This window comes from Brevibacterium aurantiacum (assembly GCF_900169065.1).
In the GTDB taxonomy this organism is placed as follows: domain Bacteria; phylum Actinomycetota; class Actinomycetes; order Actinomycetales; family Brevibacteriaceae; genus Brevibacterium; species Brevibacterium aurantiacum.
This window is the reverse complement of record NZ_FXZB01000011.1, coordinates 52,474-69,848: the sequence shown is the minus strand read 5'-3', so window position 1 is coordinate 69,848 and position 17,375 is coordinate 52,474. Positions and strand designations below refer to the sequence as shown.

16 protein-coding genes are annotated in these 17,375 nt (G+C 62.4%); 9 read left to right on the top strand and 7 right to left on the bottom strand.

Annotation, left to right across the window (positions count from 1 at the left end):
- On the top strand, window positions 1–1,038 hold the full coding sequence (locus BAUR9175_RS09050) for a diacylglycerol/lipid kinase family protein (RefSeq protein ID WP_101583574.1): 1,038 nt from the start codon (window positions 1–3) through the stop codon (window positions 1,036–1,038).
- Here BAUR9175_RS09050 and BAUR9175_RS09045 read toward each other — a convergent pair.
- The 3 genes from BAUR9175_RS09045 to pdxS form a co-directional block, all read right to left on the bottom strand.
- Window positions 1,035–2,561 (bottom strand): helicase HerA-like domain-containing protein, encoded by a 1,527-nt coding sequence (locus tag BAUR9175_RS09045; protein WP_257944298.1) that lies wholly within the window; start codon window positions 2,559–2,561, stop codon window positions 1,035–1,037. The two genes, BAUR9175_RS09050 and BAUR9175_RS09045, sit on opposite strands and share 4 nt — an antisense overlap.
- An 80-nt stretch (window positions 2,562–2,641) precedes the next feature.
- Complete coding sequence (gene pdxT, locus BAUR9175_RS09040) at window positions 2,642–3,223, bottom strand: pyridoxal 5'-phosphate synthase glutaminase subunit PdxT (RefSeq protein ID WP_069599986.1); 582 nt, start codon at window positions 3,221–3,223, stop codon at window positions 2,642–2,644.
- Window positions 3,220–4,101: a pyridoxal 5'-phosphate synthase lyase subunit PdxS gene (gene pdxS, locus BAUR9175_RS09035; protein ID WP_009885016.1), complete on the bottom strand. Its 882-nt coding sequence runs from the start codon at window positions 4,099–4,101 to the stop codon at window positions 3,220–3,222. The genes pdxT and pdxS overlap by 4 nt, the downstream gene beginning before the upstream one ends.
- A gap of 144 nt (window positions 4,102–4,245) precedes the next feature.
- Here pdxS and pdxR point away from each other — a divergent pair, with 144 nt between their 5' ends.
- The gene (pdxR, locus tag BAUR9175_RS09030) at window positions 4,246–5,676 is read left to right on the top strand and encodes a MocR-like pyridoxine biosynthesis transcription factor PdxR (protein WP_101583572.1); all 1,431 of its coding nucleotides are present in this window, start codon (window positions 4,246–4,248) and stop codon (window positions 5,674–5,676) included.
- A gap of 34 nt (window positions 5,677–5,710) precedes the next feature.
- On the top strand, window positions 5,711–6,118 hold the full coding sequence (locus tag BAUR9175_RS09025) for a hypothetical protein (protein WP_101583570.1): 408 nt from the start codon (window positions 5,711–5,713) through the stop codon (window positions 6,116–6,118).
- 9 nt (window positions 6,119–6,127) lie between these two features.
- On the opposite strand, the gene BAUR9175_RS09020 is transcribed toward BAUR9175_RS09025, so the two are convergent.
- The 3 genes from BAUR9175_RS09020 to BAUR9175_RS09010 all read right to left on the bottom strand — a co-directional run bounded on the left by BAUR9175_RS09020 (window position 6,128) and on the right by BAUR9175_RS09010 (window position 9,594).
- Window positions 6,128–6,772, bottom strand: a complete 645-nt coding sequence (locus BAUR9175_RS09020) for a 4'-phosphopantetheinyl transferase family protein (protein WP_009885013.1) — start codon at window positions 6,770–6,772, stop codon at window positions 6,128–6,130.
- Window positions 6,773–6,775: 3 nt separating this feature from the next.
- On the bottom strand, window positions 6,776–7,264 hold the full coding sequence (locus BAUR9175_RS09015) for a LapA family protein (RefSeq protein ID WP_009885012.1): 489 nt from the start codon (window positions 7,262–7,264) through the stop codon (window positions 6,776–6,778).
- A gap of 101 nt (window positions 7,265–7,365) precedes the next feature.
- Window positions 7,366–9,594 carry an NADP-dependent isocitrate dehydrogenase gene (locus BAUR9175_RS09010; protein ID WP_009885011.1) on the bottom strand — a complete coding sequence of 743 codons (2,229 nt, stop codon included), beginning with the start codon at window positions 9,592–9,594 and terminating at the stop codon, window positions 7,366–7,368.
- A 161-nt stretch (window positions 9,595–9,755) separates the two neighbouring features.
- On the opposite strand from BAUR9175_RS09010, the gene BAUR9175_RS09005 reads away from it, so the two are divergent.
- From BAUR9175_RS09005 to BAUR9175_RS08985, 5 genes are all read left to right on the top strand, one after another.
- Window positions 9,756–10,397 (top strand): thymidine kinase, encoded by a 642-nt coding sequence (locus BAUR9175_RS09005; RefSeq protein WP_009885010.1) that lies wholly within the window; start codon window positions 9,756–9,758, stop codon window positions 10,395–10,397.
- A gap of 63 nt (window positions 10,398–10,460) precedes the next feature.
- Window positions 10,461–11,228 (top strand): alpha/beta fold hydrolase, encoded by a 768-nt coding sequence (locus tag BAUR9175_RS09000; RefSeq protein WP_101583568.1) that lies wholly within the window; start codon window positions 10,461–10,463, stop codon window positions 11,226–11,228.
- A gap of 42 nt (window positions 11,229–11,270) precedes the next feature.
- A complete protein-coding gene (locus tag BAUR9175_RS08995) occupies window positions 11,271–12,890 on the top strand; it encodes an SLC13 family permease (protein ID WP_101583567.1) in 1,620 nt (539 codons plus the stop codon).
- Window positions 12,891–12,919: 29 nt separating this feature from the next.
- Entirely contained in the window at window positions 12,920–13,990 is a 1,071-nt protein-coding gene (locus BAUR9175_RS08990; protein WP_096158647.1) for an NADH:flavin oxidoreductase/NADH oxidase, read from the top strand.
- Window positions 13,991–13,997: 7 nt separating this feature from the next.
- Entirely contained in the window at window positions 13,998–14,654 is a 657-nt protein-coding gene (locus BAUR9175_RS08985; RefSeq protein WP_009881692.1) for an MBL fold metallo-hydrolase, read from the top strand.
- A 49-nt stretch (window positions 14,655–14,703) separates the two neighbouring features.
- Here the strand turns inward: BAUR9175_RS08985 and BAUR9175_RS08980 are convergent, their stop codons facing one another.
- Window positions 14,704–15,243, bottom strand: coding sequence for a hypothetical protein (locus BAUR9175_RS08980; RefSeq protein WP_081448509.1), 540 nt, complete (start codon window positions 15,241–15,243; stop codon window positions 14,704–14,706).
- A 299-nt stretch (window positions 15,244–15,542) separates the two neighbouring features.
- On the opposite strand from BAUR9175_RS08980, the gene BAUR9175_RS08975 reads away from it, so the two are divergent.
- Window positions 15,543–17,351: an ABC transporter family substrate-binding protein gene (locus BAUR9175_RS08975; RefSeq protein WP_101583564.1), complete on the top strand. Its 1,809-nt coding sequence runs from the start codon at window positions 15,543–15,545 to the stop codon at window positions 17,349–17,351.
- The last annotated feature ends 24 nt before the right edge of the window (window positions 17,352–17,375 follow it).

The following is a 17,375-nucleotide window of genomic DNA, read 5'->3' as shown; positions in this document are numbered from 1 at the left end:
ATGAAGGTCGGAATCCTCATCAATCCCAAACACGGGCACACCATGCGTGCCTACAGCGAACTTGTCGAGATCATCAGACGAAGTCACACCAGGTATCGCAGTGCCACAACGACAAAGCAGTGGCCAGGTGTCGAGCAGGCCTCGAAGCTGCTTGACTGGGGTGCCGATCTCATCGTCATCCTCGGCGGCGATGGCACGCTGCGTGTGAGTGCTCCGGTGCTGGCGTCGGCGAATGTTCCTGTCCTCATCATTCCGACCGGAACCGCAAACGTCCTGTCCAGGCACCTTGGGATCAGGTCGACTCGGCAGGCACTGCAGCTGGTCCAGAAGTATTTGGACTCACCGTTCGCACCGCGTTGCGAGGTGCCCGTCAACGTCGCTGACTGTTTCACCGAGGCGGGCCCACGACGCGAGCATTTTCTGTCGCTGGCTGGGATCGGGGGAGACGCGCGGGCAGTCTCCGGGCGCACTCGACTCCCGACAGGTCTCGGATGGGGAATTCTCGGCTATGCCTATGGCGCCGGACGGGCACTCTTCGCCCCATTGATCAGTGCGCACCTGACCACTCCTCAGAGCTCCGGTCCACCGAGGCAGAGCTCCGGTCCACCGAGGCAGAGCCCCGGTGGACATGCAGCCCCGGGGGCGGAGTCGGATTCGCAGCCAAATGAGCTTCCGCTCGAGACCACGACTGCGAACTATGTGTGGTCGGTCATGGCCTCGAAGACGGCACGACCAGCCGGCCCGATCCCGGTGTTCGACCGCGCGAGGCCCACCGCCGCGAAATTCGAGCTTCTCGCCGTGGAGCTGAGCACGACGAAACCCGGCGACCGCCTCGGCGAATGGGCACTCATCGGGTGGAGCTGCGTGAACCGACGTCCGGCGGCTCACGCAGCGATGCACTACTGGCAGGGGACTGAAGCCAGCATCACCCTTGATGATCCGGCTCCGGTCCAACTCGACGGCGACCTCATCGGGGACTGCCGTCGATTGGACCTGCGAGCCGGAACGACCTCACTGACGATCATCACACCGAATTAGCGTCGACGACGTGAGGTTCCGAAGATTCCGCGTGTGATCTCCCGGACCGCGGTGCGAGTGAGCTGCTTGAACGCAGAGGACTTCACGACCTTGGAGAACATGCTGTCCTCCTCCTTCTGGCCCGCCCCCGAACCCGATCGAGAATCCGAACGTGAACCCGATCCGGACTGGGATCCCTTCGACGAGTCCTCGGGGAACGCCACCTTGTTCCCGGCCGCCTGCTCCTCGTCGTGGGCCTCGGAGCCGGACTCCAGGCGCTTCGTGAGAATCTCACGCGCCGACTCATTGTCGATGGCGGTCCCGTACTTCTCGTGCTGCGGAGATGCTGCGACGGCCGATTTGATCTCGTCCTCTGACATCGGACCCATCTGCGACTCGGGCGCGCGTATCCTCGTGGGCGCCACGGGCGTGGGTGCACCCTCGGGGTCCATCATCGTCACGACAGCCTCGCCGATGCCCAGCGTCGTCAGCAGCGATTCGAGATCGTAGTCGGACTTCGGGAATGTCTGCACGGTCGACTTCAGAGCCTTGGCATCGTTGGGAGTATGCGCCCGCAGCTGATGCTGAATACGCGAACCCAATTGGGCGAGCACATCTTCGGGCACGTCCTTCGGTGTCTGCGTGACGAAGAAGACGCCGACTCCCTTGGACCGGATGAGACGCACGGTCTGCGTCACCGACTGCAGGAACGCCTTCGACGCATCGGCGAAGAGGAGATGGGCCTCGTCGAAGAAGAACACGAGCGAGGGCTTGTCGGCATCGCCGACCTCCGGCAGATCCTGGAACAGGTCGGCCAGCAGCCACATCAGGAACGTGGAGAACAGTGCCGGTGACTGATTGAGCTTCTGCAATTCGAGGACCGAGATGATGCCGGCCCCATTGTCGTCGAGGCGCAGCAGGTCCGCGGTGTCGAACTCGGGTTCGCCGAAGAAGACATCGCCGCCCTGTGCGGAGAGTTCGGAGATCTTGCGCAGGATGACGCCGACGGTGGCCTTCGACGCCCCACCGATGTCCTCGAGATCGGCCTTGCCCTCATCAGAGGTGAGGAAGTTCAGCACCGCGCGTAGGTCAGAGAGATCGAGCAGCGCGAGACCGGCGGTGTCGGCGTAGTGGAAGACCAGCGAAAGCACGGATTCCTGCGTGTCATTGAGCTCGAGGACCTTCGACAGCAGGATCGGTCCGAACGAGGTGACCGTGGCCCGCAGCGGAGTCCCCAGTCCCGAATCTCCCAAGGTGTAGAACTCGGTGGGGTTGGCCGAGGCATTCCACTCCTGCCCCGAGGCCTCGAGACGCTTGCTCAACTTGTCGGAAGGTTTGCCCGCGGAACCGATGCCCGAGAGGTCGCCCTTGATGTCAGAGGCGAAGACCGGAACACCGGCGCGGGAGAGCTGTTCGGCCAGGACCTGCAGGGTCACGGTCTTGCCGGTGCCCGTTGCTCCGGCAACCAGACCGTGCCGGTTGAGCATCGACAGCGGGATCGAGATCGGGGTGTCCTTGTCGGGCTCATCCTCGTTCAGCGCCACCCCCCAATTGCAGTGTCGGAGCATCGAAGGTGTATCCGGACTTGAGTTTCTGCAGCGTCTCGTTTGTCATGGTTCAATCTTTACACGGTCACGCTGAGGCTGTGCAGGAATTCTCTGTGGATCCTGGTATCGGCACCGAGTTCCGGGTGGAAGCTGCCGCCCCAGATATTGCCCTGCCGCACCAGCACCGGTGAACCGTCGTGCTCCGCGAGGACCTCGACATCATCCCCGTGTTCCATGATCTGCGGAGCACGGATGAAGGTGGCTTCGAAGTCTTCGGCGAACCCGCTCACATGGACGGGGGTGCTGAAGGACTCACGCTGCCTGCCGTAGGCGTTGCGGGCCACCGTGATATCGAGCCCGCCGAGGCGGTCGAAGCCGTCCAGCGAATCATCCGTGAGTCGATCGGCGAGGAGGATGAGTCCCGCACACGTGCCGAAGATCGGCAGACCGGACTGGATCTTGTCACTGAGTGTGGGGAAGAGTCCGGTTCCGGCGGCAATGCGGACCATGGCCGATGACTCGCCTCCGGGCACGATGAGCGAATCGATGGAATCAAGGTGCTCGGGCCTCGTGACCTTGCTGGAGCTGACCCCCAGGGAGTCGAGCACGCCGAGGTGCTCGCGAAAGGCTCCCTGGAGGCTGAGGACGCCGACTCTCACCAGCCGCGCTCTGCCAGGCGGTGGGGTGCAGCGACGTCGGTGACATTGATGCCGACCATCGCATCGCCGAGCCCACGTGAGGCCTTCGCAACGGCGATGGGATCGTCGAAGTGAGTGGTCGCCTCGACGATGGCCTTGGCTCGTGCCTCAGGGTTGCCGGACTTGAAGATGCCGGAACCGACGAAGACGCCGTCAGCGCCGAGCTGCATCATCATGGCCGCGTCGGCGGGAGTGGCGATGCCGCCGGCAACGAAGGTCACGACGGGCAGACGTCCGAGGCCTGCGACCTGCTTGACCAGCTGGTACGGGGCTGCAATCTCCTTCGCAGCAACATAGAGCTCGTCTTCGCTCTTGGCTCCCAGCGCCCTGATCTCGGAGTTGATGGTCCGCAGATGGCGCATCGCCTCGGAGACGTCGCCGGTGCCTGCCTCACCCTTCGAGCGGATCATCGATGCGCCCTCTGTGATGCGGCGCAGCGCCTCGCCGAGGTTGGTCGCACCACAGACGAAGGGAACCTTGAAGACGGACTTGTCGATGTGATTGACGTAGTCGGCGGGGGAGAGGACCTCCGATTCGTCGATGTAGTCCACTCCTAGGGTCTCGAGGATCTGTGCCTCGACGAAATGTCCGATCCGGGCCTTGGCCATGACGGGAATCGACACGGCGGCCGTGATGCCGTCGATGAGGTCGGGATCGCTCATTCGGGCCACTCCGCCCTGAGCGCGGATGTCCGCGGGGACGCGTTCGAGCGCCATGACCGCCGAGGCGCCGGCGGCCTCCGCTATGCGGGCCTGCTCCTCGTTGACGACGTCCATGATGACGCCGCCCTTGAGCATCTGTGCCAAGCCGGTGTTGAGCAGGGTCTGTGTCTGAGTCATTGGTGTGGTGCTTTCCGTTCGAGGTGTGCCTGATGGAGGCGAATTGATCGGTGAGAACGGCCGTTCACCACAAGACTAGAACGACCTGTGGCCCAAGAAGAGTGCCAGAAAGTATTAAAAGTTTTAGGCCAGTATGATCGTGTCATGTCTCCAGCTCAGCCGACGGACTCCGCAGCCGCCCCACCAGACGTGGTCCTGCCGCGGGCCGACGGGATCGCACTGTCCATCGCGATCGACCGCGAGACGTCGACTCCGCTGCCGGATCAGCTGGTGGCCGAGATCAGACGACTCATCGCTGCCGGGGCCGTGCGCCCGGGAGAGCCGGTGCCCGCCAGCAGACGCCTGGCTGCCCATCTTCATGTCTCCCGGGGGACTGTCGAGACCGCCTACGCCCAGCTCGTCGTCGAGGGTTTTCTCATCACTGCCGAGCGCTCGGCCACACGGGTGAACCCGGAGCTGCCGAGCACTCCGCGAGCGTCCGGGCCACAGAGCCGTCCGCCCCAGGTGCCCCGGCGCCGGCTGCGCAGCTTCGTCGACCTGCGTCCCGGGTTCGGAGGTGACAACCCATTGCAGGAACCGGCCTTCCGGAGAGCCTGGCGTGATTCCCTCGACCTCGATCCCGGTCCGATCGATGCGCTGGGACAACCGCAGGCCAGGTGGGCGATCGCTGATCACCTGCGCCTGACTCGGGGGATGAGCGTCGATCCCGACGACATCATCCTCACCAGCGGATCGAGAGACGGGCTGCGCCTGCTCCTGACAACGGGCGTTGACGGCGCCATCGGCGTTGAGAACCCAGGGTTTCCAGGCCTGCGACAGGCAATGACCGATCGTGAACTCATCCCCATCGACACGGCGCACCTGTCCGGTGCCGCTTCTGCCCACCTCGGCGCGGTCGTGGTGACTCCCAACCATCAGTTTCCGCACGGAACCACGATGCCCATCGACCAGCGGGTCAGACTCCTGGAATGGGCACAGGCCGCCGGCGTCATCGTCATCGAGGACGACTACGACAGCGAGGCCCGCTACGCCCGCACCGTGGTGCCGACTCTCTACGACCTCGCGGTATCGACCGATGCCCCCGCCCAGGTGGTCCACATCGGCACGTTTTCGACTCTGCTGACCTCGGCCGTGTCCACCGGGTACATCATCGCCCACGGGGAGCTGGGGAAGCGCTTGAGCCGGATGCGCACCGCCTTGGGGCCGGCGTTCTCCCCGGTCATGCAGTCCGCGATCGCGGCCTATCTCACCTCGGGAGGGCTGCGTCGCAGAATCTCCCGGGGTCGACGCAGGATCAGAGCCGCCGAGGCGGTCCTGGCCCAGATCGGTGAGGTTCCCGGTCTTGTCCACGAAGGTCGCACCCTCGTCATCGAGACGAGCGCGCACACGGCAGCACGGCTGCGCACCGACCTGGCCGAGCGCGGAATCCTCGTGGCATCGTTGGCGGCCGGTTGGAGTGCCGACAGTGATGTCCGGCACGGAATCGTCATCGCCCACTCCAACGTCGAAGCGACCGTGCTGCGTCAGGCGCTGGAGACGGTGCAGTCAATGCTCAGTGAGGCCGACCACCGGTGACTTTCGTACAGGGTCGGTTGAGTAGGATCGGAGCATGATGAAATTCGGGTTCGTCGCCGATGGCGTGTTCAAACTGCTCGTCGCGGTCGCACTCTGCGCGTTTCTTCCCGCGGTCGAATCGTTTCTGCTGGCACCCAGGTGGTTGGCGATCACGGCAATCGTCCTGCTCTTCCTCAGCGCTGCCACGGAGATCTCCTATGGCGCCCGCAGAGGTGAGAAGCGCTATGTGAAGTACCTGGCGATATTCGATTCGCTCTGGGTGGTGTCGACGATCATCGCCGTGATCCTCGCCCTTGTCGGAAGTCCGGCGGCGGGCCTCGTCTGGTTCGGCTACACGGCTCTCGGCTCTTTGGCCATCGCCATCGTGTTCACCACCGGGGCCAATGGCCCCGATTTCGCCGAGGACGAGGCATTCGGTGGGTCCACACCGGCGAGCGACTGAGAGTGGCTGTCAGCGGTTGAACGCGATGGCCGCGTGGTATCCCTCGGGCAGACCCGATTCCAGGTCGAAGATCTCGACGTCGGGGTGCGGGGAGTTCGGTGCGGTTCCGGCTCCGATGTAGTCCATGCCGGGATCGCGGGCCAAGCCTGTGCTCAGAGCCTTGAGGAAGGCCTCTTTGCGGGCCCACACACGGACGAAGTCGGTCGCCAGCTCAGATGCTGGCACCTGCTCGAGCTCGGCTCGCTCCTTCGGGTGCAGCAGCGACATCGCCTCGGCGGCAACCGCGTGTTCGGGCACGGCCTCGAGATCGACCCCTATGGGATCATCGGCAACGGCGACCAGGACCAGTCGCCTGGCTCTGGTGACGGAGAATTCGCATTCCTCGACCCGGGGCTTGCCCGCAGAGTCGAGACGAATCTCGATGCCGGCGGGGTCGCGGTCCAGATGCGTGCCGAGAACATGGCGGAGAATGACCCGACCGGCAGCCCAAGTGGCTGCCGCATCGGGTTCGAACTCCGTCGCATAGTTCATCTCCTGCTTCGTCAGCGAGGAGAGATCGATGCGCGCCCATTCGGCCTCGGCGTCAGTGTCGGCGAGGACGATGGTCGAATCGAGCTGGGTGGGCAGGAGGGTGAAACCGGGGTGGGACTCCATGTATCAGCGGCCCAGAGCCTTCGAAATCTTCTTCAGCTTGCGGTTGAGCACGAAGATGCGCACGGATCCGATGATGCCGGCGATGAAGATGCCGCCGATTGCGGCGAAGAGCATGGCAACGCCCAGCGGCAGCTGGAACTGCCAACCGAAGTACTGGAATTCGGCGGGGACGTTGTTCTGCAGGATGAAGATGAGCAGGAGCACGACGATGGCGGCACCGAGGATGAGCGACGCCCACATTCCCGCCGACATGCCGGACCCGCCCTTGAGCTGTGACAGGTCCGCGTCCTTGCCTGCAGGAGTCGGCTCCTGGCGTTGCTCAGGTTCGGTCTGCTGTGCGGGCTCGATGCGCTGCGTCGGATCCACTTGCTGAGTCGGTGCGACCTCGCGGGTGTTGCCGGTCGCCGGATCCTCGTCGCCGAGCACGGACTGCGTCTCGGCCAGCAGCTCGTCGGGCGTCTGTGATTCGCCACGTGGGTCTTGAGTACTCATGCGCCCATCATAGTCGCTGATGGGCGCATGAGTGTGGTGTTGCATTCTCTGACCTGAAGAAGTGAGATCAGAGACGTGTGCTGGTCAGATCAGACCTGAGATCAGACCTTGGCGCTCAGGGTGGAGATGATCTCGTTGAGCGTGGCCGAGGGGCGCATGGCCGCGTCGAGCTTGGCCTCTTCCGGGTAGTAGTAGCCACCCAGATCGACCGGGCTGCCCTGGACTTCGAGGAGTTCGGCCGAGATCTTCTCAGCGTTGGTCTCCAGAGCCTCGGCAACAGGCTTGATGGCCTCGGACAGCGGTTCGTCCGTCGTCTGCTCGGCCAGGTTCTGTGCCCAGTAGAGGGTCAGGAAGAAGTGGCTGCCGCGGTTGTCGATCTCGCCGACCTTGCGCGAAGGCGACTTGTTCTCTTCGAGGAACTTGCCGGTCGCTGCATCGAGCGTATCGGCGAGCACACCGGCACGGGCGTTGCCGTGGACGTTGAACTCGTGACGGAACGATTCGGCCAGGGCGAGGAACTCACCGAGTGAGTCCCAGCGCAGGTGGTTCTCTTCCACCAGCTGCTGAACGTGCTTCGGAGCCGAACCACCGGCACCGGTTTCGAACAGACCGCCACCGGCGATGAGCGGAACCACGGAGAGCATCTTCGCCGAGGTGCCCAGTTCCAGGATCGGGAACAGGTCGGTGTTGTAGTCGCGCAGCACGTTGCCGGTCACCGAGATGGTGTCCTTGCCCTGACGAATGCGATCGATCGAGAACTGAGTCGCCTCGACCGGGTTCATGATGCGGATGTCGAGACCTTCGGTGTCGTGATCGCCGAGGTAGGCCTCGACCTTGGCCCGCAGGTTGCGGTCATGGGCGCGGGTCTCATCGAGCCAGAACACGGCAGGGGTCTCGGAGAGACGGGCACGGGTGACGGCCAGCTTGACCCAGTCGCGGACCGGGATGTCCTTGGTCTGGCAAGCGCGCCAGATGTCACCGGCGGCGACCTTGTGGGACAGGATGACCTCACCGGCAGAGTTGACGACCTCGACGACGCCGTCCTGGGCGATCTCGAAGGTCTTGTCGTGGCTGCCGTATTCTTCGGCCTTCTGCGCCATGAGTCCGACGTTGGGGACGGTGCCCATCGTGGTCGGATCGAAGGCACCGTTGGCGCGGCAGTCCTCGATCACGGTCTGGTAGACACCGGCGTAGGAGGAGTCGGGGATGACGGCCAGGGCGTCCTGGGTCGCGTCGTCCTTGTTCCACATCTTGCCGCCGACGCGGATCATCGCGGGCATCGAAGCATCAACGATCACGTCGGAGGGCACGTGCAGGTTCGTGATGCCCTTATCTGAGTTGACCATGGCCAAGGAGGGGCCCTCGGCGATGCCCTTCTCGATTCCGTCCTTGACACCCTTGGCCACATCGGCCGGGAGGGCGTCGAGTCCGCCGAGGATGGCGGCCAGTCCGTTGTCGGAGGTCAGGCCCGCCTCGGCGAGGGCAACACCGTATTCGGCGTAGACCTCGGGGAAGAACGCCTCGATGACGTGGCCGAAGAGAATCGGGTCGGAGACCTTCATCATGGTCGCCTTGAGGTGGACGGAGAAGAGGATTCCCTCCTCCTTGGCGCGTACGATCTGCGCCTTGAGGAACTTGTGGAGTTCTGCGACGTCCATCTTGGTGGCGTCGATGACCTCATCGGCGAGGACAGGCAGAGATTCCTTGAGGACAACGGTCTCGCCCGAGGCGGGACGCAGACGGATCTGCAGGGTGTCATCGGCCGGGATGACGACTGACTTCTCGTTGTCGCGGAAGTCACCGGCAGCCATGGTGGCCACATTGGTCTTCGAATCAGCGGACCAGTCACCCATCGAGTGCGGGTGGGCCTTCGCGAAGTTCTTCACGGCCTGCGGGGCACGACGATCGGAGTTGCCCTCACGCAGGACGGGGTTGACGGCTGAGCCCTTGACCTTGTCGTAGCGAGCCTTGGCATCGCGTTCCTCATCGGTCGATGGCTCGTCCGGGTAGTCGGGCAGTTCGTAGCCCTGTGACTGGAGCTCGGCGATGGTGGCCTTGAGCTGGGGGACGGACGCCGAGATATTGGGCAGCTTGATGATGTTGGCTTCAGGCTTCTTGGCCAGCTCGCCCAGCTCGGCCAGGGAATCAGCGACCTGCTGATCTTCGGGGAGGCGATCAGTGAACTGTGCCAGTACACGCGCGGCCAGAGAGATGTCTCGGGTCTCGACCTCGACACCCGCCGAGGTGGCGAAGGCCTCGATGATCGGCTTGAGCGAGTACGTCGCCAGAAGAGGCGCTTCATCGGTGCGCGTATAAATGATTTTGGCCATGGTGATGGACTACTCCACATCGTCTCGGGGTTTGACCTCACCATCCTACCGTTGACCCGGATGCGCTCAGCTTCCCGGTAGGGTTCTGTTTCGTCACACACAACAGGACACCCATCACGAACAACAGCAAAATCATCACGAACGACTCAGAGAGGACGAAGGTGGCAAAGCTCTACTTCCGTTACGGGGCGATGAATTCCGGAAAATCGACCGCCCTGCTGCAGGCCGCCTTCAACTACGAGGAACGCGGCCAACGAGTGCTGCTGGCCAAACCCCACATCGACACGAAGGGTGCTGGCGAGATCGTCTCCCGCCTCGGCGTCACCCGCGAAGTCGACTTCCTCATCCCCGCCGGCTCCGACGTTGAGACCATCTACCGCGAACACGCCGACTACGTCGATCATGATGCTCTGCTCGAATCCATCGACACCCCTAAGGCAAGCGTGGCCTGCCTGCTCATCGACGAGGCCCAGTTCCTCGAACCGCTCCAAGTCGATTCGCTCATGCGCATCGCCACTGCTATCTCGGTGCCGGTGATGTGCTACGGAATCCGCACCGACTTCCGCACCAGGGCATTCCCTGGTTCTGCCCGATTGCTTGAGATTGCTCACACTCTGGAAGAGCTGAAGACCATCTGCAGGTGCGGCCGCAAGGCCATGTTCAACGGACGCCTCGTCGATGGCCAGTTCATCTTCGACGGTGATCAGGTGGCTATCGACGGCAATGCCGTGACCTATGAATCACTGTGCCCACGCTGTTATCTCCAGTACTCGGGCGGTAGGCTGAGTGCGGTGGTCTCCTGACCTTCCGACAGCACTCCTGACCTCGAACATCTCATCTGATCTCGAACCTCGCTAGGAGCACTCTTGCGCATTGCAGTCCACCCCCTCAACGACAATCCGGGTTCACCGGCCATCGTCTTCGGAAACGCCCTCGGCACCAGGGTCTCCCTCTGGGCCGCGGTCGCGGCCAGATTCGCCGATGACTACCAGATCTACCTCAGCGATCTTCCCGGTCACACACTTCCTCGAACCGATGACGGCGCGGACTTCACGGTCTCCGATCTCGCAGCCGGGCTCGTGACCAGCCTGGCTGAACTGGGCGTGGAGAAGTTCACCTACTGCGGTGTCTCGATCTCGGGCGGCATCGGACTGACGTTGGCACTCGAACACCCTGACTCGCTGACCGGTCTTGTGGCTTGTGCGACGGCGACGAAGTTCGGCACCGACGAATCCTGGGCCGAGCGAATCAAGGACGTCGCCGAGGACGGCACCCGCGGCCAGCTCGACGACACCGCCGACCGGTGGTTCGCCGCCGGTTTCCTCACCGAGGACATCGCATCGGGACCGGCCATCCTCACGGACCTGGCAATGGTCGATGATGCTGCCTATATCGCCTGTGCAAGGGCTGTGACGCAATACGACGTGACTGGGCGCCTTGAGGCCGTGACCACGCCGACCCTGTTCATCGCCGGATCACAGGATCCGGGCTGCACCCCCGAGGCCATGACCGAGCTGTCGGCACAGGTGGCCGACTCAGCGATGGTCGTCATCCCTGATGCGGCTCATCTGCCGATGGCCGAACATCCCGACATCGTATTCGACCACATCGAGGCGTTCTTGAGTAGGGTGTAGATGTAGTCCACAGCATCCGACCTTGCTCAATGAGGAGCGCAGATGACTCAGGAACAGCACTCACGAAGCGAGACCTCGACCGACCTCCGCGAACTGTCACCCGGTGAGAGAGCGCCTGGGCTGTCCAGACAGACGGTGCGCATCCGCTGGACCGGCTTCCTCCTCGGGCTCATCCTGTCGACCCTCGTCTACGCGATCATGCCGGACGGGGTCGAACACGGCGCGAAGCTGACGGCCGCCGTTGCTGTGCTCATGGCGGTGTGGTGGATGACCGAGGCACTGCCGATCCCTGCCACCTCCCTGCTGCCGCTTGTGGCTTTCCCCGTATTCGGCACCGAGGTCGAGATGGACACTGTCGGTGCCTCCTACGGAAACCCGATCATCTTCCTGTTCCTCGGCGGTTTCCTCATCGCTTTAGCCATGCAGCGCTGGAACCTGCACCGGCGAATCGCCCTCATCACCCTGTCCATCATGGGCAACAAGCCGGGACCGATGATTGCAGGCTTCATGATCGCCACCGGATTCGTCTCCATGTGGGTCTCGAACACCGCCACAGCGGTGATGATGCTGCCCATCGGGATCTCGGTGCTGATGATCGTGAGCAAAGTCGTCGGCGGCGCCATCACCGATGCGGCAGAAACCGCGGACTCCGATACCGCGGACTCGGCCGCCGAGGCGCCAGAGACAGGGGAGGACGACTCCGGCCTCGGGGCGGTGGTGAAGTCCAACTTCGGCACCGCACTCATGCTCGGCATCGCCTATTCCGCCTCCATCGGGTCTCTCGGCACCATCATCGGCACACCGCCGAATCTCTTCCTCGTCGGCTACCTCAAGGACAACCACGACATCTCCATCGGCTTCGGTCAGTGGATGCTCGTCGGAGTCCCACTGGCGATCGTGATGATGATCATCGCCTGGTTCCTCCTCGTCAAAGTGCTGTTCAAGCCTGAGATCGATGAGATCCCAGGGGGTCGCGAGCTCATCCGCGACGAATTGGAAAAGCTCGGCCCGATGTCGACCGGGGAAAAGCTGGTGCTGGGCATGTTCATCCTCGCCGCGGTCAGCTGGATCTCCCTGCCGCTGATCTTCGAGGAGCCACCGATCAGCGATGAGGGCATCGCCATAGTCATCGGCCTCCTCCTCTTCCTCATTCCCGGAGGAGCCAATCGCGGAGTCCGCCTCCTCGACTGGGACACCGCGGAGAAGCTGCCCTGGGGTGTGTTACTTCTCTTCGGCGGCGGCCTGGCCTTGTCTGCACAGTTCTCCTCCTCAGGACTGACCGAATGGATCGGCAAATCCACGAGCGGTCTGGGAGTACTGCCGACGGTCTTCGTTGTCGCGATCTTCGCCACGATCATCCTGTTCCTCACGGAGCTGACCTCGAACACCGCGACCGCAGCCACCTTCGTTCCCGTTGTCGGCGGCGTGGCGATGGGGCTCGACCTCGACCCGCTGCTTCTCACCATTCCGGTGGCCCTGGCTGCGACCTGCGCCTTCATGCTTCCGGTGGCAACACCACCCAACGCTGTTGCCTACGGTTCGGGCTACGTGACAGTGGCGCAGATGGTCAAGGGCGGACTATGGCTCAACGTCATCGGAATCGTCCTCATCACGATCACCGTCTACGTACTCGCCGTACCAGTATTCAACATCATGCTGTGATCGACGAGGAACCTTGGCAGACTGACGACATGACTCATCTCTTCTCACCCATGACAATGCGCGGCACCGAGATCGCCAACCGCATCTGGCTGGCCCCGATGTGCCAGTACTCCTGCGAGTCCGAAGACGGCGTGCCCGGCACCTGGCACCTCGTTCACCTGGGTGCCCGTGCCCAGGGCGGGTTCGGACTCATTCTCACCGAGGCCTCCGCTGTCCTGCCCGAAGGGCGGATCTCGCCTCAGGACGCCGGCATCTGGAATGACGATCAGGCCGACGCCTGGTCCTCGATCACCGAGTTCGTCCATTCGCAGGGCAGTCGGATCGGTGTGCAGTTGGCCCACGCGGGTCGCAAAGCGAGCACATACCGTCCCTTCGAAGGCAATCCTCGGGGCAGCGTGCCCGAGGCCGAGGGCGGCTGGCCGACCCTCGGTGCCAGTGCCGTCGCCTACCCCGGATATGAGGCCCCGGAAGAGATGACGAAGGACGACATCGCCGAGGTGGTCGAGGCCTTCGCCGCGGCCGCCGTTCGAGCCATCGATGCCGGATTCGACCTGGTCGAACTTCACGCCGCCCACGGCTACCTGCTCCATTCGTTCCTGTCTCCGCTGTCAAACGTGCGCACCGATGAGTACGGCGGAGACCTAGCCGGACGTTCGCGAATTCTGATCGAGACCTACCAAGCCGTGCGCGCCGCAGTGGGGGAGGACGTGCCCGTCTTCGTCCGCCTCTCCGCCAGCGAGTGGCGCGAAGGCGGCTTCGACATCGCCGAGGCGGTTGAGGTCTCGCGTGACCTGAACGAATGCGGCGTCGACCTCATCGACGTCTCCTCCGGAGGCAACTTCCCCGTCAAGGTCCCCGTCGGTCCTGGCTACCAGGTGCCGCTGTCGGCCGCGATCCGCGCAGAGGGTGTGAGCACCGGAACCGTGGGCCTCATCACCGATCCGGAACAGGCGGAGACGATCCTGGCCTCCGAACAGGCAGACGCGATCTTCCTGGCCAGAGCAGCTCTGCGCGAACCGGCATGGCCACAGAGAGCAGCCCACGATCTCGGAGTCGAACCGGGACCGTATCCACCGCAGTACACACGAGGAGCATGGTGAACTGATAATGACGAAGACAATCGAGACCGAACACGTCGTCATCCGCAGCATTGCGGTGTCCGACATGGCCAACAACGTCTACCTCATCACCGCCAAGGAATCGGGGGCACAGGTGCTCATCGATGCCGCCGACGATGCCGATGCGATCACAGCACTCATCGCCTCAGGCGGTGACGACACCTCCGCGGAACCGATCCTGGAGGCGATCATTACGACTCACCAGCATTGGGATCATATTCGGGCACTGCCGGCCACCTCGGCGGCATTCCCTGATGCGATGACGATCGCCGGCAGCGCCGACGCGGAGGCGATCACCTCGGCCGAAGGGGTCGAGATCGCACGCTCCGTCGACCATCTCGACGTCGGCGACTTCGGCGGGTTCGTCCTGCAGGCGATCGGCCTGCGCGGGCACACACCCGGATCGATCGCTCTGCTGCTGCGTGATGGGGGAGAGACCATCCTGTTCTCCGGTGATTCGCTGTTCCCCGGGGGACCGGGCAAGACCTGGAAACCAGAGGACTTCACCTCGCTCATGGACGATCTGGAAGAGCGCGTCTTCGATCAGCTGCCTAACGAGACCCGGGTGCTGCCCGGACATGGTGATGCCACCACGCTGGGCGCGGAGCGTCCAAAGCTGAGCGAATGGCGCGAACGCGGCTGGTGAACAGTCGCGGCGGCTGAAAAGCCGACTGTCTGATCATCCAAGCGGCTGATCAGCTGGGCAGAGCCGCGAAGCCGAAGCCTGCCCAGATGACGGCGACCACGAGCGCGGCGATGATGCCGAAGTTCCACGAGCTGGAGATCGTGCGTTCCCCGCGAGGGTTCGACAGTTCCTCATCGCTGAGCTTGGAATGACGGTCGAGCACGGTGTCGACAGCAGGATTCGGATTGTCCATCAGCCTGCGGATGCCGTGTTCGTCCTTCTCCATCTTCTTACCCTTGCTGGCCAGGGGCCAAGAGGAGAAGACCTTCCCATGGGTGCGCACCCCGAGTCCGAAGTGGATGTCGAACCCGTCGACGAGGTTCCAGGGGATGTGCACCGACTGCATCGGATTGATCAGTGCGATCTCCTTGTGCCGCAGCTCGACGCGCGGAAACCGGTAGAGGGCGTAGACGACGGTGATGATGGCGACCGGTATGCCCGCCACGGCCAGGCCCCGTGCGGTGAAGTCTCCGACGATGATCGAACCCAGGCCGACCACGCAGAGTCCAGCGATGACGAAGAAGAGCACCGTGGAGCTTGTCGTCCTCACGATCGTCGGCTGTTCGTTCCCTGAATTGCGATCTATCTCACTGTTAACCACCTGAACATCCTATCCACTGAGACTCCGTGTTGTGTGCATGTTTCCTTGGTCTCGAAACAGTAACGATTATGAAATTTGCTCAGTATGTGGACTGTGTCACAGTGTCGCGTGAATTAACTTTGAGGCATTCCATGTGAAAAACATGAACGCGGTCCCGCTCCCGACCAGGGAGTGATCGAGCGCATCACGCCCCGGATTGTGGGCGTGGCTACACGGGCGAAACAGCCTCATGACTACAAGGAGAGAACGTGAACAAGCGCTTCCTCGCGGCCGGAGCCTCAGTTGCCGCAGCAGCAATGGTGCTCACTGCGTGCACACCCCCCGGCGGCGGAGACGATGAGAAGTCGTCAGAGAAATCGAACCTCAATATTGGTTGGAACGAGTCCTTCCGTTCGATGAATACTCAGTCAGCGAACGGTAATGCTGTCTCGAACGCCATTCTCACCTACATGATGAATGACAACTTCGGGTATTACGACGACAGCCTCGAGGTGCAGGACGGTGCGCTTGGCAAGCTCGAGAAGGTCGCTGATGATCCATTGAAGATCAAGTACACCTTCAATGATGATGCGAAGTGGTCTGACGGCACCCCTGTGGACGCCGCCGACCTGGCGCTCACATGGGCTGCTACGTCGTCGAACTTCAACACCGTCGATCAGAACAACAACGACGACGGTTCGGTTAAGGAGAACGATGCGAAGACCGTGTACTTCGACTCGGCCTCGATCGGTCCGAAGCTCGTGAAGGACTTCCCTGAGATTTCCGATGACGGCTCCGAAGCTACTTTTGAGTTTTCCAAGCCCTTCGCTGATTGGCAGGTCGGCTTTGCTGGAATCGGCCCTAACGGGGTAGGGCTCCCTTCCCACATCGTTGCGAAGAAGGCATTGGGAATTGATGACCCTGAAAAGGGCAAACAGGCGATACTCAAGGCGATTAAGGACAAGGATACGGAGAAGCTTTCCAAGATCTCGAACACTTGGAACACCGGATTTGACTTCACCTCGATGCCCGAAGACGAGGACCTCCTCGTCCACAACGGTCCGTACAAGATGACCAAGTTCGAGGAGGGGCAGTACGTCACACTTGAACTTGACGATAAGTACACCGGCCCAACGAAGCCGAAGGTCGACACCGTCACAGTTCGTTACAACGGTGACCCAATGGCTATGGTGCAAGCAATCGAAAACGGTGAGGTCGACTTCACCCAGCCTCAGGCGACCGCCGATGTTCTCTCTGCAGCCGAAGACATCGACGGCGTCAATGTCGATTCAGCCGACGGTGCGACTTACGAACATGTGGACTTCACCTTTGACAACAAGGGGCCCTTTGACCCGGCTGCCAATGGCGGCGATGAAGAGAAGGCGAAGAAGGTGCGTCAGGCGTTCCTCAAGACCCTGCCTCGCCAGGACATCGTCGATAAGATCATTAAACCGCTCAACCCTGAGGCGGTGACACGTGACTCCTTCAACCAGGTTCCCGGCTCGCCGATGTACGACGAGATCATCAAGGGCAATGGGATGGAAGACCTCAAAGAGGTTGACCTGAAGGGTGCTAAGAAGCTGCTCAAGGATGCAGGTGTCGATGCTCCTAAGGTGCGCGTGATGTATGACAACACGAACTCACGCCGTCAGCAGGAGTTCCAACTGATCAAGGAATCGGCGGAGAAGGCCGGTTTCAAGATTGAGGACGTCGGAGACGTCAACTGGGGCACCCGCCTCGGCGATGGCACCTATGACGTCTCGCTGTTCGGCTGGCAGTCCGGATCGACAGGAATTTCTGACTCGGATGCGAACTACCGCACAGGGGCCCAGAACAACTACGGCGGCTACTCGAGCAAGAAGACTGACAAAATTCTTGACAAGATCGTCGGTGCGCCGGAGTCTGAACACGCCAAACTGTCAACAGAGTTGGAAAAACAGTTGACTACTGACGCATTCGGTGCGCCGCTGTTCCAGCACCCGGAGCTGGTTATCTACCGAGACAAATTGAAGAATGCGAAATCGACTACCGTGTCGCCGACCATCTTCTGGAACTACTGGGAGTGGGAGACCAACTGATCCGCGACTGACGCGATCGGTTCT

Bases quoted from the DNA above. Each gene is read 5' to 3' on its own strand.
- BAUR9175_RS08990 (WP_096158647.1), top strand. From the start codon at position 12,920: ATGACTCATCTCTTCTCACCCATGACAATGCGCGGCACCGAGATCGCC.
- BAUR9175_RS08985 (WP_009881692.1), top strand. From the start codon at position 13,998: ATGACGAAGACAATCGAGACCGAACACGTCGTCATCCGCAGCATTGCG.
- pdxR (WP_101583572.1), top strand. From the start codon at position 4,246: ATGTCTCCAGCTCAGCCGACGGACTCCGCAGCCGCCCCACCAGACGTG.
- BAUR9175_RS09010 (WP_009885011.1), bottom strand. From the start codon at position 9,594: ATGGCCAAAATCATTTATACGCGCACCGATGAAGCGCCTCTTCTGGCG.
- BAUR9175_RS09025 (WP_101583570.1), top strand. From the start codon at position 5,711: ATGATGAAATTCGGGTTCGTCGCCGATGGCGTGTTCAAACTGCTCGTC.
- BAUR9175_RS09015 (WP_009885012.1), bottom strand. From the start codon at position 7,264: ATGAGTACTCAAGACCCACGTGGCGAATCACAGACGCCCGACGAGCTG.
- BAUR9175_RS09050 (WP_101583574.1), top strand. From the start codon at position 1: ATGAAGGTCGGAATCCTCATCAATCCCAAACACGGGCACACCATGCGT.
- BAUR9175_RS08995 (WP_101583567.1), top strand. From the start codon at position 11,271: ATGACTCAGGAACAGCACTCACGAAGCGAGACCTCGACCGACCTCCGC.
- pdxS (WP_009885016.1), bottom strand. From the start codon at position 4,101: ATGACTCAGACACAGACCCTGCTCAACACCGGCTTGGCACAGATGCTC.
- BAUR9175_RS09020 (WP_009885013.1), bottom strand. From the start codon at position 6,772: ATGGAGTCCCACCCCGGTTTCACCCTCCTGCCCACCCAGCTCGATTCG.